Origin of the sequence: Mucilaginibacter sp. McL0603 (assembly GCF_049992945.1) — a bacterium.
In the GTDB taxonomy this organism is placed as follows: Bacteria; Bacteroidota; Bacteroidia; order Sphingobacteriales; family Sphingobacteriaceae; genus Mucilaginibacter.
This window is the reverse complement of record NZ_CP188251.1, coordinates 4,162,083-4,188,137: the sequence shown is the minus strand read 5'-3', so window position 1 is coordinate 4,188,137 and position 26,055 is coordinate 4,162,083. Positions and strand designations below refer to the sequence as shown.

Here is a 26,055-nt window from a genome sequence, read left to right as displayed (position 1 = left end):
AAAGATTGCCTTTTGCCGAAAAAACCTTTGTTGTAGCAAGGTTAGTATTCTAGTTGGGCCTTGGGCAATCATAAAGGGCAGGGACTAATACGGAGCATAGTTCTGTAAACTTAGTAGGAGCTCAAGTTCACCCTGCCCTTTATCATAACGTTATTCACAAAGTTTTTAGTTTTTAACACCCCCCAGACCCCCCGTTTCAAACAATAACAATATTTATAAAAAATACTCTTAATTAGACCAAAGGTAGGAGCTACCTGTTTATAGAAAAGATACACGCCACAGCAGGCTCCGTAGGTGCCTCCTGATTATCACATTTGTCTGGCTAAATTTTCTATTGATTGGATTTCACAAATAGATTTTTCTATATTTGTGTATCAACCATAGCGTCATGATAGTAGCAATGGTCCGCATGGGGTTCTAAAACCCGGGACGAAAATTTCTGATCCTTTTTCTTCAGCATTATATCGCTGAGCAGTTTCACTTATTACTACTTTTTTCATGATAACAACACAAACAGCTACTGCGAGTAAGCTATCCAGAACATTTACACTTCTAAAAGAATCGCTCAGGGGTGGTAATCACGATTTTACCAAAGGCAGCATCCGGCGGGCAGTACTATTACTGGCTATCCCCATGATGCTCGAAATGGCCATGGAGTCGGTTTTTGCCCTGGTCGACCTTTATTTTGTTGGGCATTTACCACATAGCAGCTATGCCATCCAAACAGTTGGCCTTACGGAATCATGTTTATCTATAATCTATTCCCTGGCAGTAGGCATGAGCATGGCAGCAACAGCCATCGTAGCCCGCAGGATAGGCGAACAAAACCCTGTCGAAGCGTCAAAAGCCGCAATGCAAGCGATTACTGTCTCCATATTGTTTAACCTGGTTATAGGTATTGCCGGTTTTTATTTTGCTACTAACATATTAACCATAATGGGTGCCAGCGCCGAGACCGCCAGACTGGGCACCAATTATACCCGCATCATGATGGCCGAAAGCCTCATCATCGTAATGCTGTTCTTAGTGAATGGCATATTCAGAGGTGCAGGCAACGCAGCCATTGCCATGCGGAGCCTTTGGATAGCCAATATAGCCAACATCATTTTATGCCCGGTATTTATCAATGGTTTGGGTCCCATACCTGCTTTCGGTTTAACAGGTGCTGCCATTGCTACAACTATTGGCCGGGGTACAGGTGTTGTCTATCAGCTTTACCACCTGTTTAATGGTAAAAATATCATCAAGGTTCACCTGGCCTATTTAAAGCCACATTGGGAACAAATAAAAGCTATCCTTAAAATCGCCATCCCAGGTATAATGCAATTCGTGATAGGATCATGCAGCTGGATATTTTTGGCAGAACTGGTAGCAACGTCCGGCGGCGATCGGGGCTCGGCCGGGTACCAAACGTCTATCCGCATAATGCTATTTTTTATGCTCCCTGCCTGGGGAATGAGTAATGCAGCGGCTACATTAGTTGGACAAAACCTCGGCGCAAAAGAATCAATGAGGGCCGAAGACTCTGTTTTAAAAACGGTTAAATACAATGTGATCTACATGGGTAGTGTTATGCTGATTACCTTTTTAGCAGGCAGCTACCTTACAGGCTTTTTTACCAATGATGCCGGAGTAAGGGAGGTAGCCACCAAATCATTACATATCCTAAGCGCAGGATACATCTTTTATGGGATAGGCATGGTAATGATGAGCGCATTTAACGGCGCGGGCGATACCTGGACAACTACATGGGTTAATTTCTTTGGTTTCTGGCTTTTCCAGGTACCACTGGCCTATGTGCTCGACAAATATTTCAAAATGGGTATAACCGGAGTATTTTTAGCAATACCCATAGCCGAAACTTGCATGGCTATAGCAAGCTTCCTTCTGTTTAAAACCGGGAAATGGAAAAATGTGAAGGTGTAGGATCAAACCGGATGTTTTGACATTAAGCTTAGGATCAACGACATAAAGTTTAATAGCTTTAGCAAATTCATTCCCGGCACATGAAAAAGCTGAAGCAAATTTTTAATGAGGTTAAAACGAATTCATCCCACACCCCGGACGAGTTAAATCAGCTGCTTTGGCAGTTGATATGTTATTCGCCCAAAATGCCGGTGCGCTTACAGCAACAGCAATTATTGGATGAAGCCGAAAAATTTACACTGAAAGCAAAAGACGAATATTTTGCTCACCGGGACTTGAGTTTTACCGGTTTTAAATGGGGGAGCGGCAAGCATAAGGTATTGATCACCCATGGCTGGGGATCAAAGGCCGCTGATTTTGCCGAAATGATCATCGCCTTGCGTGAAATTGATGACCTTGAAATTATTGCTTTTGATGCACCCGGAAACGGCAGTTCAGAGGGTGAGTTATCCAACCTGCTTTTATTCATTGAAGCTGTTAACGCTATTATATCAAATTTTGGCAGTCCTGATATTCTGATAGGTCATTCTTTAGGTGTAATGGCAAATGTGATCGCAATAAGAGAAACGAAGATCAAGCCCTCATTACTAATTAGTTTTACCCCATTGATCAGATTGAAGGAAAATTTCGAAGCAACCATGAGTGCTGCCGATGTATCACGTTCGGCACAGGATGAGTTTTTCAAAAGCTTCGAAGCTCATTTCGGTAAACATGCTGATCATTATAATTTACATGATCTGTATGATTTTGATGGCAAACACTGGCTGGCTTATGATCAACAGGATATAATTTCTACTTATACTTTTATGGAACAATTTTTAAATGCAAACGTTTTGATTGAAAGTCATAACTATGATGGCATTGGTCACGAGAAAATGATAAAATCGCTTGAAGTGATTGGTGATGTGGTAAGCCTGGTAAAAGAATTAATACAGAGAGTTTAAGATTGATAATATCATTATTTGTGGTTCTTATTCAAATTTCATTTTCAGCATAACAATTTGAATCCGGTTGATGATAATCTGCAGAAATATCACAGACAAATCCTATAAGCAGCTATAAATTCGCGTTACCTGAAATAACTTTTGTGCAATTTTTATTATATATCAACTAATACATATAATTTATATTATTTGATATAAAAAATACTTATATTGGCGCTAAAAGTTTGGAGAGCAAATTCTTAACCATTAATAAAATAATGTATAATATATTTGTATGGAATCTTTAAAATACCTGGTTGAAAAAGGAGCTCAGATAATTTTTACTTACTTGATTTGGTCCGCCATCGGGATTTTTAATCTGGTTTATGCAGGTCGCTATTTTATTTTAGAAGTAACATTTAAACTTAAAAGCCAAATAGGGGGCTTGTTTAAAGTTACGCACGGGAAAGCAACAGGCAAAAGGATAACCGGATGGTGATCCTTATTAGTTATATTTTTTTAAAATTGAATTTATTAATATGTCAAACTTAATTTCTGATCCTGTCGCACCTATAGAGGAAATTTTAATTACTCAATGGAAGGAAATGCTGAATCTTAAAGAAGTTGGCCTCGATGATGACTTTTTTGATTTGGGGGGAAACTCTTTGTTGGCCATACGGGCGATCACGATGATAAATAAGGAGTTGGGATTTAAGTTAGCAGTAAGCACAATATACCAGCTATCCACCATCAGACAACTAGCCTATAAAATTGAACGTTTTGAATCAGAAGAATTGAAGTCAATAGTTCTTTTAAAAGAAGGCTTTGGTACTCCTTTATTTATCTTCCCCCCATGGAGCAGCTACCCAACAATTTTTAATGAATTTGTACAAACATACAATAAGAGTAATCCCATTTATGGCATTATTTATTATGAAGATGCAGATGATTTTCCATTCAAAGATCTCCACGAATATGCCAATTACCTTGTCGGTGAGATAAAAAAACTCCATCCACAAGGACCTTATAGCCTATTAGGTTGCAGCATGGGCGCCCGGACGATTTTGGAAGTAGCAATGCAGTTACAAAAATCGGGGGATAAAATCGAGTTTTTAGGTGCTATCAGTCATTATCCATCTTATCCGTCTAAAGGTTTACTATTGAATCGCAGAGTTCTTGATGAGATAAGAACCTTAGTTAAGATTGATCTTAGACTTAAAATTAAATATCTGCGTCACAGATTACCTCACTTTCTTAAACTTCTGGTTACCGGCAATAATGCTGTCCAGGAAATAGTAATAGAAAACGGCGCACAAAATCAAATTTTGGCAATACATGAGATATATGATCCTAAATCAAAATATAATGGCGACCTGGTTTTAATATATGAGACAAGTCCGGAAGGAGTACCATCTGAACTAACTAAATCCCAGGTTTACAGAAATTCTATTTTTAAGTTATTGTGGAAGCAGTATGTAACCGGAAATATTATTGCAAAAATAGTAGAATGCAAGCATAATGACTTTTTCAAAAAGCCTGCCGTTAACCAGGTAGCTGCAATTGTTGAATCCTACGCGTCGTAAGCGAAATGGTCTCGGTTTACAAAAACAATACCTTTTAAGCTGATGTGTTGGAAATTAGGAGATGTTCCGGCGATTTTTTAAACGAAGAAGCCTCACATTAGCGAGGCTTCTTGTGTTCCCGACGAGATTCGAACTCATATCAGCTGAACCGGAATCAGCAATTCTATCCATTGAACTACGGGAACAATGTGGCAAATATAGAAATTTACTATTTAAATGAACTGGAATAGTCTGATAAAGCTATGACAGATTTTATATACTGCGAAAAAAGCCCCGGTTTATAAAATCCGGGGCAACTCATAGGTAGCAAATAAATTTTTTAACTTCTGATATGCTAAAATTCAGAGTATTCCATAGGATGCAGGAAAACAATATCCATGTGTGAAACATTGTTTTTATACTCATCCATTGCGACAAGAGATTTCCATTTCGGATCATTGCCAAATGCCTGCCAGTGTTTTTCTCTGTCAGCCTGATTATTAAAAGTGGTCATATACATCAGATTAGGCATGTGACTTCCTGAAATTACTTCTGAGTAGAAAACAGCGTTGAAATTGAGATTTTTGAATATGCCGATCTCATCGCCGTTGTTAAACATGTGCACTTTATTGGCATTATATTTTTCTGTTGCGCTTTCATAACTGCGTAATTCATAAACCCTTTCGCTTTTTGAAGCGCTTAAGTTAGGTACTGCAGGTTGTGGCATGCCCGGAAATGCTTGTAAAATAATTGTTTCTATGCGGGAATAGGGAGCATCTTTGTAATCGGCATCAACGTATTCCTTACCATCAGATAGGTATAGTTTATCATTTTGCAGTTTCTGATCTTCTTCTGCCAGTTTGTCAAGTGATGCAAAAGGGATAAAAACATAAACCCTCTTGTCCGTATCAGTTTGGGTAACTGGTTTAAACACCCCGACATTTTTTACTCCTTGCCGGTGTAGCGCAGGTATTAACGCTTGCCGAAAGTACTGGTCAAGTTTGTTTTCTTGCGATAGGGTTTTGTAATGATAGACTTTAAGCTTATAGTAACTACGTGATTCTGCTTTAGCCGTCATTGCAAGGGAAAAGCAAATAATAACGGTAAACGCTTTAACAAAAATCGTCGTGAATTGAGATTGATTTTTTTTCATGGTAAACATTTTTACTTTAAATAGAATGTCCATAAAGGGACGACCATTTCGTGTAAAAATAGATTACAGAAATTGTAATCAATAAATCTGTACTACTAATAAATCAATTAGTAGGTTTTGTTTTATTAAGGCTCAATCTCAAAACTGCATCTTGTTTTCGGCAAAGTGACACAGGCCATCTAATAAATTACTAAGCTCTGTTCCTTTATCAGTCAGCGTGTAATCTGTTCTTGGCGGATTGCCTGGTATACAGTCTTTATGTATCAGTTCGTGCTGTTCTAAAAATTTCAGTCTGTCTGCTAATATATGATCACTAATGTGTTCCAGGTCTTCCCTTAGGGCGGTAAATCGAGTGTTTCCTTCTTCGATACTAAAAAGTACTTCGGTCATCCACCTTTTACTCAATAAATAAATCAACTCGCTAAGTGCACACTTCTCTTCAAGGAATGATTGATTATAATAATTCGTTGAACTGAGTTTTCTCTCTGACATACTAATTTTTAAATGAGTTACTAATTACTTGTTATTCTATTGGTTACAAAAGTCATTTATCGTTCTTTTGTGCCGTTGTATGCTATTTATCAACGTAAAAAGCAACCATTTTAATATAGGACGCAATAAAAAAATTATAATTAAAATAAAATATTATGAAATACCGCAAATTAGAAAACACCGACCTTACACTATCAGAAATAACCTTTGGAGCGTGGGCAGCAGGCGGATGGATGTGGGGTGGAACTGAGCGTAAGGATGCGATCGATGCGATACGTGTTTCTTATTCACTGGGGGTAACTTCCATTGATACAGCGCCGATTTATGGACAAGGGACAAGTGAGGAAATTGTAGGAGAAGCAATCCGGGGGATATCCCGTCACAGTGTTCAGATACTGACAAAATACGGTATGCGTTGGGACCTGAAAAAAGGTGATTTTGCATTCAAAAGCAAGATGAATAATGGTGACGATATCGATATCTATAAGTACGCCGGAAAAGAAAGTATTATTAAGGAATGTGAAGACAGCTTGAAACGACTGGGTACTGATTATATAGATCTGTACCAGATACACTGGCCAGATTCAACAACACCGATCGAAGAAAGTATGGAGGCCGTTGTCAGGCTGATAGAACAGGGAAAAGTACGCTATGCCGGAGTATGCAACTATAATGCGGCTCAAATGGCCGAAGCTGCAAAGTATATTGATCTTGCATCTGACCAGGTACCCTACAGCATGGTTAAACGGTCTATTGAGGAAGAATTAGTGCCTTATTGCCTTGAACATAAAAAATCAATTTTGGCCTACAGCCCATTAGAGCGGGGACTTCTGACCGGTAAAATAAAACCAGGCCATGTTTTTGCTCCTGGCGACCATCGCAAAGAAGTTTCATTTTTTCAGGAAGAAAATTTAAAAAGAACAAATGATATCCTCGAGCTATTAAAGCCGATTGCAGCTGAAAAGAACATAACACTTGGTCAACTCGTATTACTATGGACACTTGAGCAGCCAGGCATCACTATCACTTTGGTTGGCGCGCGTAATAGCGAACAAGCCATCGAAAATGCTAAAACTGTAGATAGTAAACTTAGTAAGGAGGAGATACAAATTATTTCAGGGTATCTCGAAAACTTAGAATTGGTAAGTTGAATCTCTTGCATCTGATACCCCAATCTTTAATGTAAATCAATACAACGGGATACTAGCATGATTGCCTGTATCTCGTTGTTTCTCCGTTAGCACATAAATATGCACCCTATAATTACTAAACTGCTTGATACTAAATTTAATCCAAAACCCGAACCGGCTTTGAATGTATTTGCCTACAGGTCGCTGATGAATGATTTTACCCGTATAGCTACCTATTCGAATGACGGCATTGTTAAAGCAAAAAAGATTACACTCACCCCTGAAGGCATTCCGCCTTTTAACCTGAGGATATATTATTCTGGTAAAGCCGGATTAAGCCCGGTTTTGGTTTATTTTCACGGTGGTAACTGGATCAGCGGCGATGTGCTGCATTGCGAATCTATATGTGCAATGCTTGCAGAAAATAGCCATTACACAGTTGTCTCTGTTGACTATGCACTTGCGCCAGAGTGGAACTTTCCGACACCTTTATACCAGGGCCTTGCAGTATTAGATTGGATTAAGGAACGGGGAGCACACTTCGGTATAGATAGCAGTAAAATAGTTGTAGGCGGAGATAATTCCGGAGGCAATATTGCCGCGGGTTTGATCCACTTAGCAGAAAAGGAAAGGGATATCAGGCTATTCGGTCAGTTATTAATATGCCCGGCGCTGCACTATAGATTTGATACGTCATCCTACAACAAATATGGAGAAGGATATTTTATTTCGAAAGAACTTATGCAGCGTTCCTGGAAAATGTATCTGGGCGACATGGGAGAAGCTTATAACGAGCTGGCATCGCCATTATTGACAGGGTATGTAAGGCATGTACCTCCAACGCTTCTATACACAGCCGAATTTGATCCGTTAAGAGATGAGGCGGAACTTTATGCTGAACGGTTACAAAGACAAGGTATTCCTGTACATTTCAAAAATTTTAAAGGTGTCGCTCATCATTTTTGGCAGATGGATGCTATCCTGGATACAGCACGTGACGCTCATTCTGAAGCAGCACAATGGCTTGCACGCCTGAACAAAGTGCAAACGGCCCGTTGTGTCGTTTAGAAAGATATCTGTTATCGTGAACCGACGCCTCTTTTCGTATCTGCTATGCGGTCGAAAAAAATATAGAGTCTAATTATACATTAAACCTGAAATGCATGATGTCACCGTCCTGTACCACATAGGTTTTGCCCTCAATGGCTAATTTACCTGCCTCTTTAATGGCAGCGTCTGAGCCGTTAAATTTCACAAAGTCCTCATATTTAATTACCTCGGCACGGATAAACCCTTTTTCAAAATCGGTATGGATCACACCTGCAGCTTGTGGTGCAGTAAAGCCTTTAGTGATAGTCCAGGCGCGCACTTCCTGCACACCGGCTGTAAAGTAAGTAGCCAGGTTAAGTAGTTTATATGCGGCTTTGATCAGTTTGTTTACACCTGATTCAGTTAATCCCAAATCATCCAGGAACATCTGTCTTTCCTCATAAGTTTCCAGCTGTGAAATTTCAGATTCGATCTGTGCCGAAATGATCAGTACTTCAGCGTTTTCCGCTTTTACAGCAGCCTTAACCTTTTCAACATAAGCATTCCCGGTATTTACCGATGCTTCATCCACATTACAAACGTACATTACCGGTTTAGCGGTCAGCAGCCATATATCAGCTATGTATTCCTGGTCTTCTTCAGCAACAGGCGCGGTACGCGCAGATTTACCTTCCAGCAAATGATTTTTATAGATAGTCAATACATCAAAAGCCTTCTTGGCTTCTTTGTCACCACCTGTTTTAGCCATTTTTTCGATCTTGCTGATCTTTTTCTCAATCGAATCAAGATCTTTCAACTGTAATTCAGTATCGATGATCTCTTTATCACGTATCGGGTCTACAGAACCATCCACATGGATCACGTTATCATTATCAAAGCATCGCAATACGTGAATAATGGCATTAGTGGAACGTATGTTAGCTAAAAACTGATTACCTAAGCCTTCGCCTTTGCTGGCGCCTTTTACAAGTCCGGCTATATCCACTATTTCAATGGTATTAGGCACCGTATTCTTCGGCTCAACTATTTCAACAAGCTTATTTAAGCGCTCATCAGGTACTGTAATTACGCCTACATTCGGCTCAATAGTACAGAACGGAAAATTAGCCGCCTGTGCTTTAGCATTTGATAAGCAATTAAAAAGTGTTGATTTACCCACATTTGGCAAACCTACTATCCCGCATTGTAAACCCATATTTTTAGAATCAAGATTCAAGAACCAGGAATCAAGACAGAGTGAGATTTTTTAAATCCTGGCTCTTGAATCTTGCCTCCCGGGTCTTTTTTTTGCCGCAAAGATAACAGAAAAATTCTGCCTGAGAATTTGAAAAAATAAACGACTTTTGCCCAGCGTTACCCAAAAAATTATTAGTCACCAATGTAAAAAAAAGAGGGCCTTTTTATGGAAGAAATGGTTGAACAAATAGAACTATTGCTGGAGCAAAATGACGAACATCAACTCCGTGAATACTTAAACAACCTTAATATATCAGACGTAGAGATACTGATAGGTGAACTTCCGGATTATGGCCCCCGGTTTATAGAAATATTGTCGATCAACCGCGCGGTTAATGTATTCCGTATACTTGATTTCCCCGTACAGGAGCGCATTCTGAAAAAACTTTCAGGGCCCAAAATAGCTGAACTCATCAACGAGCTTCCCCCTGATGATCGTACCGCTCTATTTGGCGAGATGCATAGCGATACCGTAAAAGTATTGATACAGCATTTACCTGTTGATGACCGCAAGGAGGCTTTAAAACTATTAGGCTATAAAGAAGACAGTGTCGGGCGCCTGATGACACCTGATTACATTGTTATAAAAAAGATATGGAATGTAGATCGCGTATTAACACATATTCGTAAATATGGCAAGGATTCCGAAACCATCGATGTTGTTTATGTGATTGACAGTAACGGGGCTTTGCTGGATGATATCAGGATACGCGAAATATTGCTTGCTGAGCCTGAAACCAAGGTAAGCAGCCTGATGGACAATCGATTGATCTCACTAAACGTAAATGATCCGCAAGAGGAGGCTATCAATGTTTTCAGGATGAATAACCGGGTTGCTTTGCCGGTTGTTGATGATGGAAATATTTTATTGGGTATAGTAACTGTTGACGATATCCTTTGGATAGCCAACGAAGAATACACTGAGGACATACAGAAGATTGGTGGTACGGAAGCGCTTGACGAGCCATATCTTGATATCAACTTGTTTAAACTGGTTAAAAAAAGGGTTGGTTGGCTCATTGTTTTGTTTTTGGGCGAAATGCTGACTGCTACAGCTATGGGCTATTTTGGAGATGAGATAGGAGTGGTGGTTGCCCTGGCTTTCTTTTTACCGCTTATTATATCAAGCGGAGGCAACAGTGGTTCCCAGGCGTCAACATTAATTATCCAGGCTATGGCTTTGGGTGAAGTAACAGTTGCCGATTGGTGGAGGGTAATGCGTCGTGAACTTATTTCAGGATTGATGCTTGGAGTTATCTTAGGTATAATAGGTTTTTTTCGAATAACTATATGGAGTTCGTTTAGTACGATTTACGGACCTCATTGGCTGCTAATCGCATTTACAGTTGGCTTAGCATTGATAGGGGTAGTGCTTTGGGGGTCATTAGCAGGCTCGATGCTGCCGTTGGTATTGAAAAGATTAGGTGCCGATCCGGCAACATCCTCAGCGCCTTTTGTTGCTACACTAGTTGATGTAACCGGGCTTATAATCTATTTCACTATTGCATCATTGGTTATGCATAACATATTACACCCTCCGGCACCTCCTCATGCTTTAGTACCGGCACATACGTTACTGTACAACGTTGCACATTAGAAAAAACAAAAAAGCCCCCGACATATCGGGAGCTTCAGATGTATAGTTTAGTTAGTCTTAAATTTCGAAAGAGAAATCATCATCAGCTGCTTTTGCGATTTCGGGTGATTCGCTCATCTCATAGCGTTTTTCTACAACTTCCTGGTTGGCTTTGATGTATTCTACAGTGTCTTTCAGGCCTTCGGCAAATTTTTCAAAGTCCTCTTTGTACAAAAAGATCTTATGTTTAATAAAAACGCCGTCCTCCAATCTCTTTTTACTTTCAGTAATTGTAATGTAGTAGTCGTTGGACCGTGTTGCTTTTACATCGAAAAAATAAGTTCTCTTGCCGGCCCTAACCTTCTTTGAGAAAACCTCTTCACGCTCTCTGTTTTCAAAATCACCCATATAAAAAATTGTAATTAGTTTTTGATCGGCATAAATATAAATAAATTTTCAAAGTACAAGTATTAAAAACAATATTGTTGAATGTTTTTCAAACAATAGCGTATATTTTTTGGTTATGGGTCGATTTTTTAGACGTTTTCCTCTTCTTCCAGCAGTTGTTTTTCATACAACTCAAAATATACCTTCTTTTGTTGCATCAATTCGTCATGCGTGCCTTGTTCAACTATTTCGCCGCGGTCCATTACTAATATCTTATCGGCATTTTTTATGGTTGATATCCGATGGGCGATAATAATACTGGTCTTATCCTGCATAATACTGCCCAGGTTATTCAATATTGCTTCTTCCGTGCGGGTATCCACGGCAGAGAGGCAATCATCAAAAATTAATATCTGAGGGTGTTTTACTATCGCCCTTGCAATAGAAACACGCTGTTTTTGTCCACCAGATAGCGTAACGCCGCGTTCGCCTATTAATGTCTGAAAGCCTTGTTCTAACTCAATAATATTATGATACACTGCGGCATCCTTGGCGGCCTGTTCAATAATCGGCATATTAAGTACATCAGCGCTGAAAGCAATATTATTGGCAATGGTGTCAGAAAACAAGAAAACTTCCTGTGGCACAAAACCCACTTGCGAACGGTAACCTTCAAGATTTAACTGTTGTACCGGCTGATTATCGATTAGTATTTCTCCGCCGGTAGTATCATACATCCGCATGATCAAATTAGCAATGGTTGATTTTCCTGATCCTGTACGGCCAATAATAGCGATCATCTGTCCCGGTTCTGCAACAAAGGATACATTTTTTAAAGCCTGTATGCCGGTATCGGGATAAAAGAAAGATACATTATTAAAGCTGATCCTGCCTTTGATTGTCTCTACAGCAACGTTCGGCGAAACGATCTCAGGCTGCTCATCCAAAAACTCATTGATCCTTTTTTGCGATGCCGCTGCTCTTTGCACCAGCGATGTTACCCATCCCAAAGACATTACCGGGAATGTAAGCATATTAAGATATACAATAAACTCAGCAATATTACCTGGTGTTATAGTTCCCTTCATCACTTCCACACCGCCTATATACATAATGATCACATTACTTAAGCCTACCAATAAAAGCATCGTCGGGAAAAACAGGGCTTGTACCTTAACCAGGGCCATGGAATGCGTTTTATAGGTTTCGCTTTCAATCGAAAAACTCTGACGGACAGATTCCTCTCTTACATAAGATTTAATAACCCTGATACCAGAGAAATTTTCCTGTACAAAGCTGGACAATACTGATAAACGCTGTTGTATTTTCTCGCTGCGGAAATTGATAATGTTGTTTACATAATAAATTGTCATTGCTAACACCGGCAGAGGCAGAATGGTAAATATAGTTAGCCTTATATTTACTGTAAGCATAAAGCAGATCGCGATGATAAAAAGCGTAATCGTATTAATAGTATACATGATACCCGGACCCAGGTACATGCGCACCCGGCTCACATCTTCTGTTACCCTGTTCATGAGGTCGCCTGTATTATGACGACGATAAAAGGCTAAGGATAATAATTGATAATGGTTATAGATCTCATTTTTAAGATCATATTCAATATGCCGGGACATCAGAATGAGGGTTTGCCGCATCAGGAAAAGAAACAGCCCCCTCAAAAGCGCCAATGCAAATACTATTCCGCCAAAAAGCATCATGCTGGAGCCAAATATGTCATAAATAACAGCTTGCCTATCGAAACCAGCGAATAAATGGTATAAGGAAATATTTTCAGCTACCAGATCAACTGCGATACGGATAATTTGGGCTGGAAATACCCCGAAGATATTTGAAATAATAACAAACAAAATACCCGGTATAAGCCGCCACCGGTATTTATAGAGGAATTTATTTAAATAAGAAAGACTCTTCATGGTTCTTTAACAAAGGTAGTGTATTAGTCCGTAAGTCAGAAAGTCGGCAAGTCAGGAAGAAGTAATTAGATGTATTGCTAACTTTCGGTATTACCAACTTCCGGACTAAGATATAATCAAATTAGCGTTATTATTGGTCATGGACTATGATTCTTAAACACTCAATAATTCAGTAATTCACTCATTCGCTAATTCGCTAATTAAATTAGTTTGTCACAACAAAAAAAACCCATACTTTTGTCAGGTTACCCTACACAATTACACTACCGGGAATGTCAGATCAAAATAGTAGCGAATCAATCTTTGGCCAAATGAATGCTTACGGTCATCAAAAGATCGTATTTTGCAGCGATCCGGATACTGGCTTAAAGGCTATAATTGCTATTCATGATACCACACTGGGTCCTGCTTTAGGCGGAACACGCATGTGGGCCTATAAAAACGAAGCTGACGCCTTAAATGATGTACTGCGATTATCAAAAAGCATGACCTATAAAGCTGCCGTTGCTGGTCTTAACCTTGGTGGCGGTAAAGCGGTTATTATTGGCGATTCACGCAAAGACAAAACAGAGGCACTGCTGCGTAAATTCGGTCGCTTTATAAAAAATCTTAATGGCGAATTTATAACAGCCGAAGATGTGGGCACAAACCCAAGGGATATGGAATATATCCGCATGGAAACACAGCATGTAATGGGTGTCCCCGAAAGTATCGGCGGCAGTGGCGATCCGTCTCCTATTACAGCGTTGGGGGTTTTTATGGGTATCAAGGCTGCGGTAAAAGAACTTTATGGCAACGATAATTTAGCAGGCCGTTCTGTTGTGGTGCAGGGTATAGGCCATGTTGGTGAAAACCTGGTGCGTTTGCTTCGCGATGAAAATACTATGGTATATGTGAGCGACATTAATGAAGAACGCACAGGCCAGGTAGCAAAAAAGTATGGTGCCAAAGCGGTGTCTAATAATACAATTTTTGATCTGGAAGCCGATATTTATTCACCATGTGCGCTGGGCGCAACCATTAATACGCAAACAATAAGCAAGCTTAAGTATTCAATAATAGCAGGTTCGGCAAATAACCAGTTGGAGGATGAATCCATACATGGGAAAATGCTGGTCGAAAAAGGAATATTATTTGCCCCCGATTATGTGATCAATGCCGGCGGTGTGATCAACTGTTATTCAGAATTGATGGGCTTTAGTAAAAAGCGTACCTTGCAGCTTACTGAGAATATTTATGAAGCCACACGCAATGTGTTGAAATTATCAAAAGCCGAGAATATCTCGACCATTGAAGCGGCCGATAAAATTGCAGAAAAACGTATATTAGATATTAAAAAAGTAAAATCAACCTATTAAAATAATTAATTACCAGGGTAAAATCCTAAATCGTTCTTTATATCATGCTAAACAGAAGACATCTAAGAGTAAAAGTATTACAGGCGCTATACGCCTATCATCAGTCGGACAATAAGGAGATAAAACAGCACGAAAAGAACTTGCTTCAAAGTGTTGATATGGTATACGAAATGTATATCTGGATGCTTTCCTTAATTTCGGAGGTGGTAAGTTATGCAGAAAATGATGCAGAAGAGCGTAAAAACAAGCACCTGCCTACTGCGGAGGACCTGGTCCCCCAACTCAAAATTCTCGAAAACAGGTTTATCACCTCATTAAGCCAGAACCAGGAGTACCTGGGTGCAATAAAAAAGTATAAAGTATCCTGGACTTTTGAACCTGAACTGGCCAAATCATTATTTACCATTCTTAAAAATTCACCTGAATATGCCGAGTATCTTCAAAAAACAGGTGATACTATCCAGACTGATAAGGATATCATTAAATTCATTTTCAAAAAGGTAATTCTGAAGTCGATGCTTGCTGAGCAGGTTTTTGAGGATAAGTTTATCTTCTGGCCCGTTGATAAAGATGTATTGCAGGCACTGATAGCAAAAACATTCAAGAATTTTTCTAATGACGATCCTAAGCTGAATAAACTGGCGGAAGTTACAGGCAATTGGGTTGAAGACAGGGAGTTTATTGTTAACCTGTTTCAGCAAAGCGTGCGTCATGACCAGGAATACCAGGAAATGATTGGCAAAAAAACGCAAAACTGGGAACCTGAACGTATCGCTATGATGGACACTTTACTAATGAAAATGGCCATTGTAGAATTTGTTAATTTTACATCGATCCCGGTTAAAGTGACTATAAATGAATACCTTGAAATATCAAAGGAGTTTAGCACGCCTAAAAGCAATTCATTTATAAATGGTATTTTGGACAAAATTTTATACGAATTAAAAGCCGATAACACAATAAAGAAAGTTGGGCGCGGCTTAATTGAAGAATAGTGTAACTTTGAACTAATAATAAGCAGCGAATAATTATTAAAAGAGGATTTACAAATGATCAAAAAACTGTTTTTAGGTATCATGGCATTAAGCATGCTGGTAGCCTGCAATAATTCTAACAATCAAACAGCAGATGGTTCGGCTTCAACCACAGCGTCAGCAACTGATGCCCCGGTAATGAAGTTTGATAAGGAAACACATGATTTTGGTAAGATCAAAACAGGTGATAAAGTAACCTATGATTTTAAATTTACCAATAATGGCAAATCACCTCTGATCATTAAGGATGCAATCGCTTCGTGCGGTTGTACTAAACCCGAATGGCCCACTACCCCAATTAAACCTGGTGAAAGCGGAGCTATAAAGGTAACTTTTAACAGTGTTGGAAAAATGGGTTTACAGGATAAGCAGATTACAATAACAGCTAATACCAACCCGGCACAAAACCTGGTTCATTTAATTGGCGAAGTGACAACAAAATAATTATAAATAGAAAATGATAGCAACAATTTTATTACAAGCTGGCGGCGCCGGCGGTTTAGGCAGTTTTACCTCTTTTATTCCCCTGGTGCTGATCGTCGTGGTATTTTATTTTTTTATGATACGCCCACAGGTTAAGAAACAAAAAGATCAGAAAAAATACGTTGAGGAACTAAAAAAAGGAGATAGAGTAATCACAACAGCCGGTATCCACGGTAAAATCATAGATGTTGCAGAAACTACTTTTTTGGTTGAAACTGAAGGCGGTCATAAAATTCGCTTTGAAAAATCAGCCATCTCATTAGAATCTTCAAAAGCATTAAATACGCCCCCAGTTGTAAAAAAGGACTGATTTAAACAGGGATAGCTCAAAGCGTAAAGCTGAAAGCATGAAAAATAAAATTATAAAGCTGAAAGTTTAAAGTGCAAATGCCTTTAGCTTTCAGCTTTTAGCTTTTACCTCAAAAATGGCATTTGTAAAATTATCGGCAACAGAGCGGCGACGTTTATCGGCATTTTTTACGTGCCTGATATTAGCTGCAGTTGCATGGGTTTTTACAACACTGTCAGGTACTTACAACTTCACTGTAAAAAAGGAATTATCCTATAAAAACGCTCCTGAAAAACGAGCTTTCCACTCGCTGCAGCCTGATACGATCAATACTACCATGCAGGGCACAGGATGGCAGATGCTGTTTTCCAGGATGAACAATGAGGATAATACGATTACGGTTGATCTGCAAACATTAGAGAATAAGGATTATGTTGTCCTGAGTTCTCAGCTAAAACAGATCAACGACAGAAAAGAATTTGACGAACAGATTGTTGGCTTTAACCCGGATACACTTTATTTTGATTTTTCTAACAGGGCTGTTAAACGGATTCCGGTAAAATTACTGACTGATATAAGTTACCAGCACCAGTTTTCGCAATCTAATAATGTTGTTATTACACCGTCTTATGTTACGTTAAGTGGCCCTGCAAACATTATTGATAATATAAGAGCCTGGAATACGGATTCACTGATACTAGATAGCGTTAATGAAACTGTCAGGACACGCGTAAATATGCAGCCCGCTAAAGAAGGAAATGTGAGTATTTATCCAAAATCAATTCAGCTCGTACTACCGGTTGATGAGTTTACCGAGAAAACGATATCCATACCGGTAAAACTGATCAATAACCAGAACTATTATAAGGTAAAGATATTTCCTCTGAAAGTCAATGTCACTTTTATTACATCATTGAACAGGTATGCAGAAATGGATGAGGAACTTTTTGAGGCATCCGCTGATCTGACCCTCTGGAGTGATCGTGATTACACAACTTTGCCGGTAAAGCTTACCCGCATCCCTGCATACTGCAAAATAGTAAAGATCGAACCGCAAAATATTGATTTTATAGTTAGAAAATAGATGCTGAAAATAGGTATAACCGGAAACATCGGAGGTGGAAAAACCACTGTAAGTAAGATATTTGAAATACTGCAAGTACCCGTTTTTTATGCTGACGATGCCGCCAAAAAGGTAATGGTGGAAGATCTGATCCTGATCGATGAACTAAAGACAGCTTTTGGTACCGAAGCCTATTTTAATGATGGTGAATTAAATAGAAAGCACATTGCAGACATTGTTTTTAATAATGAAATTCAGCTGAATAAATTAAATGCTATTGTTCATCCTGCCGTTTTCAGGGCTTTTGATGCATGGACAGCAACAATAAAAAACGCGCCTTATGTGATGAAGGAAGCGGCTCTTTTGTTTGAAAGCAGTTCCTATAAAATGTGCGACTATAGCATAATGGTTACCGCACCTTTAGAATTGCGTATACAGCGGGTAATGGCACGTAATGGTTTGACACGCGAAGAAATAGAAAACCGCAATGCCAGGCAGTTTTCCGAAGAAAAGAAAGCCCAATTAGCTGATTATGTGATCCGCAATGATGATACGGAATTAGTAATTCCACAGGTACTGAAGTTACACAGGCAGTTTTTAGACCTCGCCAATAAATGATACTGGAAGATTTTCTCTACTACGATACCAACGGATTATACTGTAAATATGGCGACTTTTATATCGACCCGCAGCAGCCGGTAAAAGTTGCTGTTATATCTCATGCCCATGCCGATCATGCGATAGCCGGAAACAACGAAGTGTACTGCACCGAAGCTACCGCAGCGTTTATGCAACTGCGTTATGGCAAAAATGCAGCCAAAGCTTTTAATATAGCAGCGTATCATCAGTCTTTCACTATTGGTGGAATACACATAAGCTTTATATCTGCCGGGCATATTTTAGGTTCTGCACAAATATTAATGGAATACCAGGGTGTAAAGTACCTTTATACTGGTGATTATAAATTACAGCCAGACGCTACCTGTGAGCCATTGGAATGGGTAAAAACAGATGTGCTGATAACCGAAAGCACATTTGCCAACCCGGATATCCTGCATCCCGATCCCATAACCGAGATACAGAAACTAAATGATATTAAAAGTAATATCATGCTTGGTGCTTACGGATTGGGTAAAAGCCAGCGTTTAATTAATCTCATCACAGAATACGCCCCGCAGAAGACATTGCTTATCCATCACCGCATTATGCCATTAAATGCTGTTTATGAAAAGTTCGGTTTCTCGCCTGGGAAATATCAGTTATACAGTCGCAAGCTGATGAAGAACCAGCAAGAGTATGTGTACATCGTTCCACCCTTTACATTCGACAGCTATTCAAGGGCGACAGGGGTGAAGCGTCTGTTTGCTTCAGGCTGGAAGAATCTGCAGGTAAACCAAAATGATACCCTATTTATCTCTGATCATGCGGACTGGAATGACATTCTGCAGGCTGTTGAACAAACACAGCCAAAACAGGTATGGACATTACATGGCGATGGCAACCATTTGAGAAAACATTTCGGCAACACTATCTTTGTGAAACTGTTAAATTAAAGATGCTGATAGAGAATATAGATTATTACATCAATGAAGATGGTAATTTTGTGTTTACTAAGGAATACCATTTAAAGCGGGGCTTTTGCTGTAAAAACAAATGCCTGCATTGCCCCTGGGACTACGGAAAACCAAAGGATAACAAACAAATTAAGAAATAATCGGCATCTTTGTATTAAGCACGCACTAAGCAAGGGTTAGTCATGAAGATTGAAGAAGAAATTCAAAGCACCAAATTTGACGATAACTTTCATAAAGCAGTTATTAATCTTACCTATACTTATGGTTGGTTAAATAATTCTTTACGCTGCCATTTCGAAAAACATAACCTTACCGGTCAGCAATTTAATGTGCTTCGGATACTAAGGGGGCAATATCCCAATCCCGCTACTGTAAATTTAATAAAAGAACGTATGCTGGATAAAATGTCGGATGCATCTCGTATTGTTGACCGCCTGGTGCAAAAAGGCCTGGTTTCACGCTGTACTAATAATAAAGATCGCCGTGCTGTAGATATACACATCAGCGATGTAGGATTGGATATTTTGTCAAAAATGGATGTAGAGTTCAAGGCAAAAGAGATTCTTCAAAATAACCTCACCGAAGAAGAAGCCGGAAAACTAAGTGACCTGCTGGACAGGCTAAGAGGTAATTGATTTCGGATTTCGGATTTTCGATTTCGGATTTATTTAATCTTGTCATTCCGATTGCGCAGCGAGGAATCTTCTTCGTCATGCATAGCAAATAGGCAAAGCAAAGAAGATGTTTCGCTATCGCTCAACATGACAAGTTTTTGAGTTATTTACAACTCACTCACAAACGCTATTAACGCAATTCCAACCCCCAACAATACCGCTACCATTTTCCGCACAGTAAACTTATGATCTGAGCTTGATTCGAACAGTATGGTAGTAGATATGTGCAGGAATATCCCGATCACCACACCCATAATGCGGCTAAAGTATTGCTGTAAATTACCAATACCACCGGTGCTCAGAGCATTGCTGAAAAAATAACCAGCCGGCGCCATAATAGCGAAAAGTACTATATAAAACACAGTTTTGTTTTTACCTTGTTGATTAGCAAGTAATACAGTAGCTAACGCAAATGCTGCAGGAATATGATGTATCGCAATACCCCATACCAACTGGTTTTGATTGCCTTCTGCTAATGGCATACCCTCTAAAAACGCGTGGATGCACAAACTGATTAGGATACCAAACGGAAACGCTACATGCTCATGACTGGGTTTGTGCATGTGTCCATGCTCAATCCCTTCTGAAAATTGTTCCAGCACGATCTGGAATAAAAAACCGATCAGTATAAAAACACCTACATAATTATCATTGCTATGATAGGCATCGGGTATCAGGTGCAGCACAGTGATGCCAAACAGGTAAGCACCACTAAATGATAATACCAGTTTTAAGTTTTTGTGATTATCGCCTTTAAACAGAAATACGGATATGCCGCCTGTAAACGCGCCTAAAAACAATACGATTACTTTCCAGAGAGCCATTAAAAATTGGGTTGTAGTTTTTTAAATAATAACGAGAACAGCCACCCGACAAGAATGCCATATAACATTCCTACGGTGACATCAATAGGGAAATGTACGCCAACGTACACTTGTGCAAAACAGATAGAGCCTGCCCATAAAAAAGCCCAGAGGCATATCCAGCGCCACTTCCTGAAAAACACGAAACTCAAAAATGCAGCCATAGCAAAATGGTCAGTAGCATGGGTAGAAGGGAAGCTATAACCAGTTCCGCATGGTATGCGGATAATTGCTGTTTGTGAAACTATCGGATCGCGGCAGGGCCTCAGACGTTTCACATTGTATTTGAATATACTTGCGCTGGTGAAATCGGCAACTCCTGCGGAAAGAGCCAGTAGTACAATAATAATGGCTCCCACTTTTTTATATTTCCATAAGCAAAACGCCAGGATGAAAATATAAAACGGTATCCAAAACAGTGGATTGCGCAACAAAGGCATTAACCAATCAAAAAGCGGATTAGTTAGATCGTGGTTAATAAAATGAAATAAATGCCGGTCTAATTGTACCAGGTGTTCAAGCATTGGCCTTTTTGCAAATAAATATTAAACGGTCTGAATAATTGCTGTCAAATTTCTCCAGGCTGTAGTTTCCAAAATTAGCGATTATTTCAAAACCGCTTTGTGCAAAAAAACGCTTAAAATCATTCAAAGTAAAAGCGCTTACCATTTCCTTAAAAGTATAACTCTTGTTCTTATCCTCAAAAACTATCGCCTTAACAATTTTATTGTTGCTGACAGCCTTCTGAATATGAAAATCAACACCTTTTATGGTTTTTATTTCTTCAGGAACAAGACAATCAAGCACCTTGCCGGTGTTAAAATAATCGATCACCAATAGGCCGCCAGGTTTCAAAGCCCTGTTGAAGTTTATTAAAGTTCGGATATGCTCTTCGTCTGTTTTAAAATAACCAAAACTGGTAAACAGGTTAAAGGCCATATCAAAATAATTGCAGTAGGATAATTGTCGCATATCGTGAGCAAAAAAATGAAGTGTATCATTTTCAAATTGCCTGGCATAACGGATATTCTCTACAGAAAGGTCTATGCCTGTAACATCATACCCATGTTTATTTAAATAAACAGAAAACCTGCCGCGGCCACAAGCGATATCAAATAGTTTGGCTTGTGACTGAGGCTTTAAATGTTCACATAAATTGTTTACGAAATACTCGGCCTCGGCATTGTCACGTTTATTGTATAACAAGTGGTAATACGGAGAATTAAACCAGTCGTAAAACCATTCATTGGTCATAGTGTTTTTTGAAAGTCACAAATATAGCCAATTAATAAAGCAGGGTTTTTAAACAATCAGGATTTATACCGCTTATCGGTCAAATATTTTTAATTTTGCGCTTTAATAATTCAACACATTGACTTTAATAAAATCAATTTCGGGTATACGCGGCACTATTGGCGGTGCGACAGGGGATGGATTAACTCCTTTGGATATTGTAAAATTCACTTCTGCCTTTGGTAGCTGGGCTTTAAAACAATCCGGTAAGAAAAAAATCGTAGTCGGTCGTGATGCACGTATATCGGGCGTAATGGTTAATAACCTGGTCATTGGCACCTTGCAGGGATTAGGTATTGATGTGATCGACCTGGGCCTTTCCACAACACCGACTGTTGAAGTTGCAGTTCCGTTAGAGCAAGCTGCCGGTGGTATTATACTGACAGCCAGCCATAATCCAAAGCAATGGAATGCGTTGAAATTGCTCAATCAAAACGGCGAATTTATAAGCGATGCTGAAGGTAAAAAAGTACTTGAAATTGCTGAAAGCAGTGATTTTAAATATGCCGATGTAAATGATCTGGGTAAAGTGATTGTTGACAATAGCTATTTGCAAAAGCACATAGATCAGGTACTAGCTTTGCCACTGGTGGATGTTGCTGCAATAACTAAGGCTAATTTTAACATTGTAATAGATTGCGTCAACTCTACAGGCGGCATTTTTATTCCTGCTTTATTAAAAGCGTTGGGGGTGAAGACTGTTCATGAATTATATTGTGAACCTGATGGTAATTTCCCTCATAATCCCGAGCCATTACCAGAAAATCTGATCGAACTTTCGCACGAGGTGGTAAAAGTTAGGGCAGATCTGGGTATAGCTGTTGATCCTGATGTTGACCGTTTAGCATTTGTTAATGAAGACGGCAGCATGTTTGGCGAGGAGTATACTTTAGTTGCCGTTGCCGATTATGTATTGAAGAACAAAAAAGGAAATACAGTATCCAATCTTTCATCAACACGCGCATTACGCGATGTAACAGAAAAGGCTGGCGGCGAATATCACGCTGCAGCTGTAGGTGAGGTGAACGTGGTAAATAAAATGAAGGAAATAAATGCCGTAATAGGTGGCGAGGGTAATGGGGGAATAATTTATCCCGAATTACACTATGGCCGTGATGCTTTGGTAGGTATCGCATTATTTTTAACCCACCTGGCAAAGTATGGCAAAACAGTATCCAATTTAAGGAGCACTTATCCGGGTTATTTTATCTCAAAAAATAAGATCACCCTAACGCCTGAGATGGATATTGATAGTCTATTGCTTAAAGTTGAACAGAAATACAAAAAACAGCCTCATTCAACCATAGATGGCTTAAAAATAGAATTTGACAAAGAATGGGTACATTTGCGTCGTTCAAATACAGAGCCGATCATCCGTATCTATTCCGAAGGAAACTCAGAAACGGTAGCCGATAATTTGGCGAAAAAGATCATAACAGATATAAAGGAAATTCTTAATTTAAAGGGATAGGGTTATTATAATTAGTGAATTAGTGATTGAGTGAATTAGTGAGTGGAGAGAAGGAGATTTCTAAATTACTATTATATTTAGCTATGGAAAACTTTGGAAAGAATGAATTTGCAGAACAATTTAGAAGTCGCACAAAGAAGTTTGTTATTGATAATATCAAACTATATAGATCTTTGCCGAAAACTGAAGAGGCAAGGATTATCGGAAAGCAATTGTTAAGATCATCATCATCTGTAGGAGCTAATTATAGAGCTGCTTGCAGAACGCGCTCGCAAGCAGAATTTCATTCTAAAATATCAATTGTTGTAGAAGAAGCAGATGAAAGCCTTTTTTGGATGGAAGTTTTGATAGAAGCTGACATAATTAAACAATCGGAAATAGTAGTTTTAATGAACGAAGCTAACGAAATTCTAAAAGTGACATCGTCAGCCCGTAAAACCATATCAGAAAAGAACAATTCAAAATTTAATAAATAATTCCATTATTCACTCATTCAATAATTCACTAACTCACTAATTGACTAACCCATGCGTGTTTATTTTGATAATGCTGCAACTACACCGATAGATCCCGAAGTTTTGAAAGAAATGTATAAGGTGATGGAGAACAACTATGGTAATCCATCTTCTATACATGCGCATGGCCGCGAGGCAAGATCACTGGTTGAAAAAGCCCGCAAGACAATTGCTAATCTGTTACATACTTCACCTGCCGAGATATTTTTCACATCAGGGGGCACTGAAGCAGACAATACCGCTATCCGTTGTGGCATAGTGGATAATGGAGTAAAACACGCTATCTCAAGCCGTTTGGAACACCATGCTGTAATTCATACCCTTGAAGCGATGGAAAAGGCTGGTACCATCAAATTAAGCCTTGTTGATACCGATAATAAAGGTAATGTCGACTATAATCATCTTGAAGAATTATTGAAGAATAATGACCGTAGCCTGGTATCCTTAATGCATGCCAATAATGAATTGGGTACCATCAGTGATATGGAACGTATTGGTGATTTGTGTGAACATTATAACGCGATCTATCATGCCGATACAGTGCAGACTATGGGTCATTACAAGCATGATCTGAGTAAATTAAAGGCACATTTTATGGTTTGTGCAGCGCACAAGCTGCATGGACCTAAAGGAGTTGGCTTTTTACATGTCAATCATCGCATCAAAATAAAACCTTTTATATACGGCGGCGCGCAGGAACGTAATATGCGCGGTGGAACAGAAAATGTATACGGTATTATTGGCCTGGCTAAAGCACTTGAAATTGCTTATGCTAACATGGAGCCAAACCATACGCATATCCAGTCGCTTAAATCTTATATGATCGATCAGTTGAAGCAAAATATCCCCGGTATCGATTTTAACGGTGAAACTAATCCTGATACAAGTTTATATACGGTGTTAAATGTATCATTCCCTTGCAGCGATATGGCGGATATGCTGCTGTTTAATTTGGACATCGCTGGAATATCAGCATCAGGCGGCAGTGCATGCAGTTCGGGTACGGATATCGGTTCACATGTGTTAAATGCTATTGGTGGCGATTCGACACGTCCGTCAGTACGTTTCTCATTCTCAAAATATAATACTAAAGAAGAAGTGGATTATACCGTAGCTAAATTAAAAGAATTGTGCATGGCTTACGCATAGCGTAGTGCATAAGGCGATTTAAGGTTAAATTATTTCTTTTTGAGAAAAAAATAAAAACAATAGGGCAATACTAAGGGTTTATACTATAACATCAAAAGGATAAACCTATGTTAACCACTAAAAATAAATCGAGCCAAAGGCAGAATAAAAATAATCAACAACAAACCCCGGGGCGCGGTAACATGCCGAAGGAAAACCCCGGAAAACAAACATCTAAAGAAGAGATACTTTACCCTCATGAAAGCGAGGCTGCCCCACAAAGAGAGGGCGCTGATGCTTCGTATACAGAGCGTAATGATGTAACTCCGCCTAACAAAAAAGAGTTCCCCTCAGTGGGACCGGCAAAAACAGATTTTGAAAGCCGCAAACTGGGTAGAACTACTGGTCGTATGATCGGCCATGAACCGGGTACCGAGGGTATCTAATAATTATTTTCTTAAACGTAAGAATAACAAAGGTTATCATCAGATAGCCTTTGTTATTTAATCGAATTTTAACAAGTAAATTCCCCAGGCAGGATTTGCTTTCAAAATATAAAGCAATGATGAGTGAATATTTGGATCCTGCTGATGAACAGGATAATAACAAGCAGAGAGAACAAAATCAATCTGCCGATAAAAAGAAAAATGCAATAGGAAAAAGTAAAGAATCAAACAAGAAAAAGCACTTCAACGTATTGCATAAGGATGGGAAACTTGCCGATCTTCCTTATAATAATGAACCCGGTGGAGGGTCGTTAGAAGGAACAGTAGGTATAGGAACCTAAAAAAATCAGGTTATCAGGAGAGAAAATAGCCTGATACATAAGAGAGCAATAAATGAAATGCTCAAGCCAGCTTGCAAAAAGGCTGACGTGCGCTTAACTGGCGTGTAAAAAGGAAAAAGGCTTTGAGATTTCTCAAAGCCTTTTTCTATAG

The 26,055-nt window shown here is 39.2% G+C and carries 29 protein-coding genes and 1 tRNA gene; 21 read left to right on the top strand and 9 right to left on the bottom strand.

All coding sequences use genetic code 11. From position 1 onward, the window contains the following. Positions 1-498 precede the first annotated feature (498 nt). The 4 genes from ACPPVU_RS19200 to ACPPVU_RS19185 all read left to right on the top strand — a co-directional run bounded on the left by ACPPVU_RS19200 (position 499) and on the right by ACPPVU_RS19185 (position 4,432). Entirely contained in the window at positions 499-1,926 is a 1,428-nt protein-coding gene (locus tag ACPPVU_RS19200) for an MATE family efflux transporter (protein ID WP_426668268.1), read from the top strand. An 80-nt stretch (positions 1,927-2,006) separates the two neighbouring features. After that, positions 2,007-2,870: an alpha/beta fold hydrolase gene (locus tag ACPPVU_RS19195; protein ID WP_426668267.1), complete on the top strand. Its 864-nt coding sequence runs from the start codon at positions 2,007-2,009 to the stop codon at positions 2,868-2,870. Between the two features lie 274 nt (positions 2,871-3,144). Beyond that, positions 3,145-3,348, top strand: a complete 204-nt coding sequence (locus tag ACPPVU_RS19190) for a hypothetical protein (RefSeq protein ID WP_426668266.1) — start codon at positions 3,145-3,147, stop codon at positions 3,346-3,348. Between the two features lie 40 nt (positions 3,349-3,388). After that, a complete protein-coding gene (locus ACPPVU_RS19185) occupies positions 3,389-4,432 on the top strand; it encodes a thioesterase domain-containing protein (RefSeq protein WP_426668264.1) in 1,044 nt (347 codons plus the stop codon). A gap of 113 nt (positions 4,433-4,545) precedes the next feature. On the opposite strand, the gene ACPPVU_RS19180 is transcribed toward ACPPVU_RS19185, so the two are convergent. The 3 genes from ACPPVU_RS19180 to ACPPVU_RS19170 all read right to left on the bottom strand — a co-directional run bounded on the left by ACPPVU_RS19180 (position 4,546) and on the right by ACPPVU_RS19170 (position 6,056). Then, a tRNA-Arg gene (locus ACPPVU_RS19180) sits at positions 4,546-4,617 on the bottom strand. A gap of 149 nt (positions 4,618-4,766) precedes the next feature. Further along, on the bottom strand, positions 4,767-5,564 hold the full coding sequence (locus tag ACPPVU_RS19175) for an NIPSNAP family protein (RefSeq protein WP_426668263.1): 798 nt from the start codon (positions 5,562-5,564) through the stop codon (positions 4,767-4,769). A gap of 138 nt (positions 5,565-5,702) precedes the next feature. After that, on the bottom strand, positions 5,703-6,056 hold the full coding sequence (locus ACPPVU_RS19170) for a winged helix-turn-helix transcriptional regulator (protein ID WP_426668262.1): 354 nt from the start codon (positions 6,054-6,056) through the stop codon (positions 5,703-5,705). 155 nt (positions 6,057-6,211) lie between these two features. Between ACPPVU_RS19170 and ACPPVU_RS19165 the strand changes: the two genes are divergently transcribed. Then, the gene (locus ACPPVU_RS19165) at positions 6,212-7,207 is read left to right on the top strand and encodes an aldo/keto reductase (RefSeq protein ID WP_426668260.1); all 996 of its coding nucleotides are present in this window, start codon (positions 6,212-6,214) and stop codon (positions 7,205-7,207) included. Between the two features lie 99 nt (positions 7,208-7,306). Beyond that, a complete protein-coding gene (locus ACPPVU_RS19160; RefSeq protein ID WP_426668258.1) occupies positions 7,307-8,254 on the top strand; it encodes an alpha/beta hydrolase fold domain-containing protein in 948 nt (315 codons plus the stop codon). Positions 8,255-8,327: 73 nt separating this feature from the next. Here ACPPVU_RS19160 and ychF read toward each other — a convergent pair whose 3' ends face one another. Next, positions 8,328-9,431: a redox-regulated ATPase YchF gene (gene ychF, locus ACPPVU_RS19155; RefSeq protein ID WP_426668257.1), complete on the bottom strand. Its 1,104-nt coding sequence runs from the start codon at positions 9,429-9,431 to the stop codon at positions 8,328-8,330. A 207-nt stretch (positions 9,432-9,638) separates the two neighbouring features. On the opposite strand from ychF, the gene mgtE reads away from it, so the two are divergent. Next, entirely contained in the window at positions 9,639-11,069 is a 1,431-nt protein-coding gene (mgtE, locus tag ACPPVU_RS19150; RefSeq protein WP_426668255.1) for a magnesium transporter, read from the top strand. A gap of 57 nt (positions 11,070-11,126) precedes the next feature. Here mgtE and ACPPVU_RS19145 read toward each other — a convergent pair whose 3' ends face one another. Both ACPPVU_RS19145 and ACPPVU_RS19140 read right to left on the bottom strand, forming a co-directional pair. Continuing rightward, positions 11,127-11,456, bottom strand: coding sequence for a DUF3276 family protein (locus ACPPVU_RS19145; protein ID WP_426668254.1), 330 nt, complete (start codon positions 11,454-11,456; stop codon positions 11,127-11,129). A gap of 128 nt (positions 11,457-11,584) precedes the next feature. Beyond that, positions 11,585-13,372, bottom strand: coding sequence for an ABC transporter ATP-binding protein (locus ACPPVU_RS19140; RefSeq protein ID WP_426668253.1), 1,788 nt, complete (start codon positions 13,370-13,372; stop codon positions 11,585-11,587). 272 nt (positions 13,373-13,644) lie between these two features. On the opposite strand from ACPPVU_RS19140, the gene ACPPVU_RS19135 reads away from it, so the two are divergent. The 9 genes from ACPPVU_RS19135 (at position 13,645) to ACPPVU_RS19095 (ending at position 19,808) form a co-directional block, all read left to right on the top strand. Beyond that, positions 13,645-14,730, top strand: a complete 1,086-nt coding sequence (locus tag ACPPVU_RS19135; protein ID WP_426668251.1) for a Glu/Leu/Phe/Val family dehydrogenase — start codon at positions 13,645-13,647, stop codon at positions 14,728-14,730. A 44-nt stretch (positions 14,731-14,774) separates the two neighbouring features. Beyond that, positions 14,775-15,725, top strand: a complete 951-nt coding sequence (gene nusB / locus ACPPVU_RS19130; RefSeq protein WP_426668249.1) for a transcription antitermination factor NusB — start codon at positions 14,775-14,777, stop codon at positions 15,723-15,725. Positions 15,726-15,779: 54 nt separating this feature from the next. Beyond that, positions 15,780-16,208: a DUF1573 domain-containing protein gene (locus tag ACPPVU_RS19125; protein ID WP_426668248.1), complete on the top strand. Its 429-nt coding sequence runs from the start codon at positions 15,780-15,782 to the stop codon at positions 16,206-16,208. A gap of 13 nt (positions 16,209-16,221) precedes the next feature. Further along, positions 16,222-16,557: a preprotein translocase subunit YajC gene (gene yajC / locus ACPPVU_RS19120; protein ID WP_426668247.1), complete on the top strand. Its 336-nt coding sequence runs from the start codon at positions 16,222-16,224 to the stop codon at positions 16,555-16,557. A 115-nt stretch (positions 16,558-16,672) separates the two neighbouring features. Then, positions 16,673-17,620 carry a CdaR family protein gene (locus ACPPVU_RS19115; protein WP_426668245.1) on the top strand — a complete coding sequence of 316 codons (948 nt, stop codon included), beginning with the start codon at positions 16,673-16,675 and terminating at the stop codon, positions 17,618-17,620. After that, on the top strand, positions 17,621-18,217 hold the full coding sequence (gene coaE / locus ACPPVU_RS19110) for a dephospho-CoA kinase (protein ID WP_426668243.1): 597 nt from the start codon (positions 17,621-17,623) through the stop codon (positions 18,215-18,217). Next, positions 18,214-19,152: an MBL fold metallo-hydrolase gene (locus ACPPVU_RS19105; RefSeq protein WP_426668242.1), complete on the top strand. Its 939-nt coding sequence runs from the start codon at positions 18,214-18,216 to the stop codon at positions 19,150-19,152. Before coaE ends, ACPPVU_RS19105 begins: the two co-directional genes overlap by 4 nt. Continuing rightward, complete coding sequence (locus tag ACPPVU_RS19100) at positions 19,077-19,313, top strand: DUF5522 domain-containing protein (RefSeq protein ID WP_426668241.1); 237 nt, start codon at positions 19,077-19,079, stop codon at positions 19,311-19,313. The genes ACPPVU_RS19105 and ACPPVU_RS19100 overlap by 76 nt, the downstream gene beginning before the upstream one ends. 42 nt (positions 19,314-19,355) lie before the next feature. Continuing rightward, positions 19,356-19,808, top strand: a complete 453-nt coding sequence (locus tag ACPPVU_RS19095) for a MarR family winged helix-turn-helix transcriptional regulator (protein ID WP_426668240.1) — start codon at positions 19,356-19,358, stop codon at positions 19,806-19,808. A gap of 146 nt (positions 19,809-19,954) precedes the next feature. On the opposite strand, the gene ACPPVU_RS19090 is transcribed toward ACPPVU_RS19095, so the two are convergent. From ACPPVU_RS19090 to ACPPVU_RS19080, 3 genes are read right to left on the bottom strand one after another with little or no spacing between them, the layout of a single operon-like run. Then, positions 19,955-20,671 carry a ZIP family metal transporter gene (locus tag ACPPVU_RS19090; protein WP_426668239.1) on the bottom strand — a complete coding sequence of 239 codons (717 nt, stop codon included), beginning with the start codon at positions 20,669-20,671 and terminating at the stop codon, positions 19,955-19,957. Beyond that, positions 20,671-21,234 carry a phosphatase PAP2 family protein gene (locus tag ACPPVU_RS19085; RefSeq protein ID WP_426668238.1) on the bottom strand — a complete coding sequence of 188 codons (564 nt, stop codon included), beginning with the start codon at positions 21,232-21,234 and terminating at the stop codon, positions 20,671-20,673. Before ACPPVU_RS19085 ends, ACPPVU_RS19090 begins: the two co-directional genes overlap by 1 nt. After that, positions 21,227-21,964 (bottom strand): SAM-dependent methyltransferase, encoded by a 738-nt coding sequence (locus ACPPVU_RS19080; protein WP_426668237.1) that lies wholly within the window; start codon positions 21,962-21,964, stop codon positions 21,227-21,229. Before ACPPVU_RS19080 ends, ACPPVU_RS19085 begins: the two co-directional genes overlap by 8 nt. A gap of 118 nt (positions 21,965-22,082) precedes the next feature. On the opposite strand from ACPPVU_RS19080, the gene glmM reads away from it, so the two are divergent. The 5 genes from glmM to ACPPVU_RS19055 all read left to right on the top strand — a co-directional run bounded on the left by glmM (position 22,083) and on the right by ACPPVU_RS19055 (position 25,904). Further along, on the top strand, positions 22,083-23,474 hold the full coding sequence (glmM, locus tag ACPPVU_RS19075; RefSeq protein WP_426668235.1) for a phosphoglucosamine mutase: 1,392 nt from the start codon (positions 22,083-22,085) through the stop codon (positions 23,472-23,474). Between the two features lie 26 nt (positions 23,475-23,500). Then, positions 23,501-23,950, top strand: a complete 450-nt coding sequence (locus tag ACPPVU_RS19070) for a four helix bundle protein (RefSeq protein ID WP_426668234.1) — start codon at positions 23,501-23,503, stop codon at positions 23,948-23,950. 51 nt (positions 23,951-24,001) lie between these two features. Beyond that, entirely contained in the window at positions 24,002-25,138 is a 1,137-nt protein-coding gene (locus ACPPVU_RS19065) for a cysteine desulfurase family protein (RefSeq protein ID WP_426668233.1), read from the top strand. Positions 25,139-25,245: 107 nt separating this feature from the next. After that, positions 25,246-25,563, top strand: a complete 318-nt coding sequence (locus ACPPVU_RS19060) for a hypothetical protein (protein WP_426668232.1) — start codon at positions 25,246-25,248, stop codon at positions 25,561-25,563. Between the two features lie 116 nt (positions 25,564-25,679). After that, on the top strand, positions 25,680-25,904 hold the full coding sequence (locus ACPPVU_RS19055) for a hypothetical protein (RefSeq protein WP_426668230.1): 225 nt from the start codon (positions 25,680-25,682) through the stop codon (positions 25,902-25,904). Positions 25,905-26,055: the final 151 nt, after the last annotated feature.

What these genes read in the sequence shown, in the direction of transcription:
- ACPPVU_RS19200 (WP_426668268.1), top strand. Translation starts at nt 499, where the DNA reads ATGATAACAACACAAACAGCTACTGCGAGTAAGCTATCCAGAACATTT.
- ACPPVU_RS19195 (WP_426668267.1), top strand. Translation starts at nt 2,007, where the DNA reads ATGAAAAAGCTGAAGCAAATTTTTAATGAGGTTAAAACGAATTCATCC.
- ACPPVU_RS19190 (WP_426668266.1), top strand. Translation starts at nt 3,145, where the DNA reads ATGGAATCTTTAAAATACCTGGTTGAAAAAGGAGCTCAGATAATTTTT.
- ACPPVU_RS19185 (WP_426668264.1), top strand. Translation starts at nt 3,389, where the DNA reads ATGTCAAACTTAATTTCTGATCCTGTCGCACCTATAGAGGAAATTTTA.
- ACPPVU_RS19175 (WP_426668263.1), bottom strand. Translation starts at nt 5,564, where the DNA reads ATGAAAAAAAATCAATCTCAATTCACGACGATTTTTGTTAAAGCGTTT.
- ACPPVU_RS19170 (WP_426668262.1), bottom strand. Translation starts at nt 6,056, where the DNA reads ATGTCAGAGAGAAAACTCAGTTCAACGAATTATTATAATCAATCATTC.
- ACPPVU_RS19165 (WP_426668260.1), top strand. Translation starts at nt 6,212, where the DNA reads ATGAAATACCGCAAATTAGAAAACACCGACCTTACACTATCAGAAATA.
- ACPPVU_RS19160 (WP_426668258.1), top strand. Translation starts at nt 7,307, where the DNA reads ATGCACCCTATAATTACTAAACTGCTTGATACTAAATTTAATCCAAAA.
- ychF (WP_426668257.1), bottom strand. Translation starts at nt 9,431, where the DNA reads ATGGGTTTACAATGCGGGATAGTAGGTTTGCCAAATGTGGGTAAATCA.
- mgtE (WP_426668255.1), top strand. Translation starts at nt 9,639, where the DNA reads ATGGAAGAAATGGTTGAACAAATAGAACTATTGCTGGAGCAAAATGAC.
- ACPPVU_RS19145 (WP_426668254.1), bottom strand. Translation starts at nt 11,456, where the DNA reads ATGGGTGATTTTGAAAACAGAGAGCGTGAAGAGGTTTTCTCAAAGAAG.
- ACPPVU_RS19140 (WP_426668253.1), bottom strand. Translation starts at nt 13,372, where the DNA reads ATGAAGAGTCTTTCTTATTTAAATAAATTCCTCTATAAATACCGGTGG.
- ACPPVU_RS19135 (WP_426668251.1), top strand. Translation starts at nt 13,645, where the DNA reads ATGTCAGATCAAAATAGTAGCGAATCAATCTTTGGCCAAATGAATGCT.
- nusB (WP_426668249.1), top strand. Translation starts at nt 14,775, where the DNA reads ATGCTAAACAGAAGACATCTAAGAGTAAAAGTATTACAGGCGCTATAC.
- ACPPVU_RS19125 (WP_426668248.1), top strand. Translation starts at nt 15,780, where the DNA reads ATGATCAAAAAACTGTTTTTAGGTATCATGGCATTAAGCATGCTGGTA.
- yajC (WP_426668247.1), top strand. Translation starts at nt 16,222, where the DNA reads ATGATAGCAACAATTTTATTACAAGCTGGCGGCGCCGGCGGTTTAGGC.
- ACPPVU_RS19115 (WP_426668245.1), top strand. Translation starts at nt 16,673, where the DNA reads ATGGCATTTGTAAAATTATCGGCAACAGAGCGGCGACGTTTATCGGCA.
- coaE (WP_426668243.1), top strand. Translation starts at nt 17,621, where the DNA reads ATGCTGAAAATAGGTATAACCGGAAACATCGGAGGTGGAAAAACCACT.
- ACPPVU_RS19105 (WP_426668242.1), top strand. Translation starts at nt 18,214, where the DNA reads ATGATACTGGAAGATTTTCTCTACTACGATACCAACGGATTATACTGT.
- ACPPVU_RS19100 (WP_426668241.1), top strand. Translation starts at nt 19,077, where the DNA reads ATGGACATTACATGGCGATGGCAACCATTTGAGAAAACATTTCGGCAA.
- ACPPVU_RS19095 (WP_426668240.1), top strand. Translation starts at nt 19,356, where the DNA reads ATGAAGATTGAAGAAGAAATTCAAAGCACCAAATTTGACGATAACTTT.
- ACPPVU_RS19090 (WP_426668239.1), bottom strand. Translation starts at nt 20,671, where the DNA reads ATGGCTCTCTGGAAAGTAATCGTATTGTTTTTAGGCGCGTTTACAGGC.
- ACPPVU_RS19085 (WP_426668238.1), bottom strand. Translation starts at nt 21,234, where the DNA reads ATGCTTGAACACCTGGTACAATTAGACCGGCATTTATTTCATTTTATT.
- ACPPVU_RS19080 (WP_426668237.1), bottom strand. Translation starts at nt 21,964, where the DNA reads ATGACCAATGAATGGTTTTACGACTGGTTTAATTCTCCGTATTACCAC.
- ACPPVU_RS19065 (WP_426668233.1), top strand. Translation starts at nt 24,002, where the DNA reads ATGCGTGTTTATTTTGATAATGCTGCAACTACACCGATAGATCCCGAA.
- ACPPVU_RS19060 (WP_426668232.1), top strand. Translation starts at nt 25,246, where the DNA reads ATGTTAACCACTAAAAATAAATCGAGCCAAAGGCAGAATAAAAATAAT.
- ACPPVU_RS19055 (WP_426668230.1), top strand. Translation starts at nt 25,680, where the DNA reads ATGATGAGTGAATATTTGGATCCTGCTGATGAACAGGATAATAACAAG.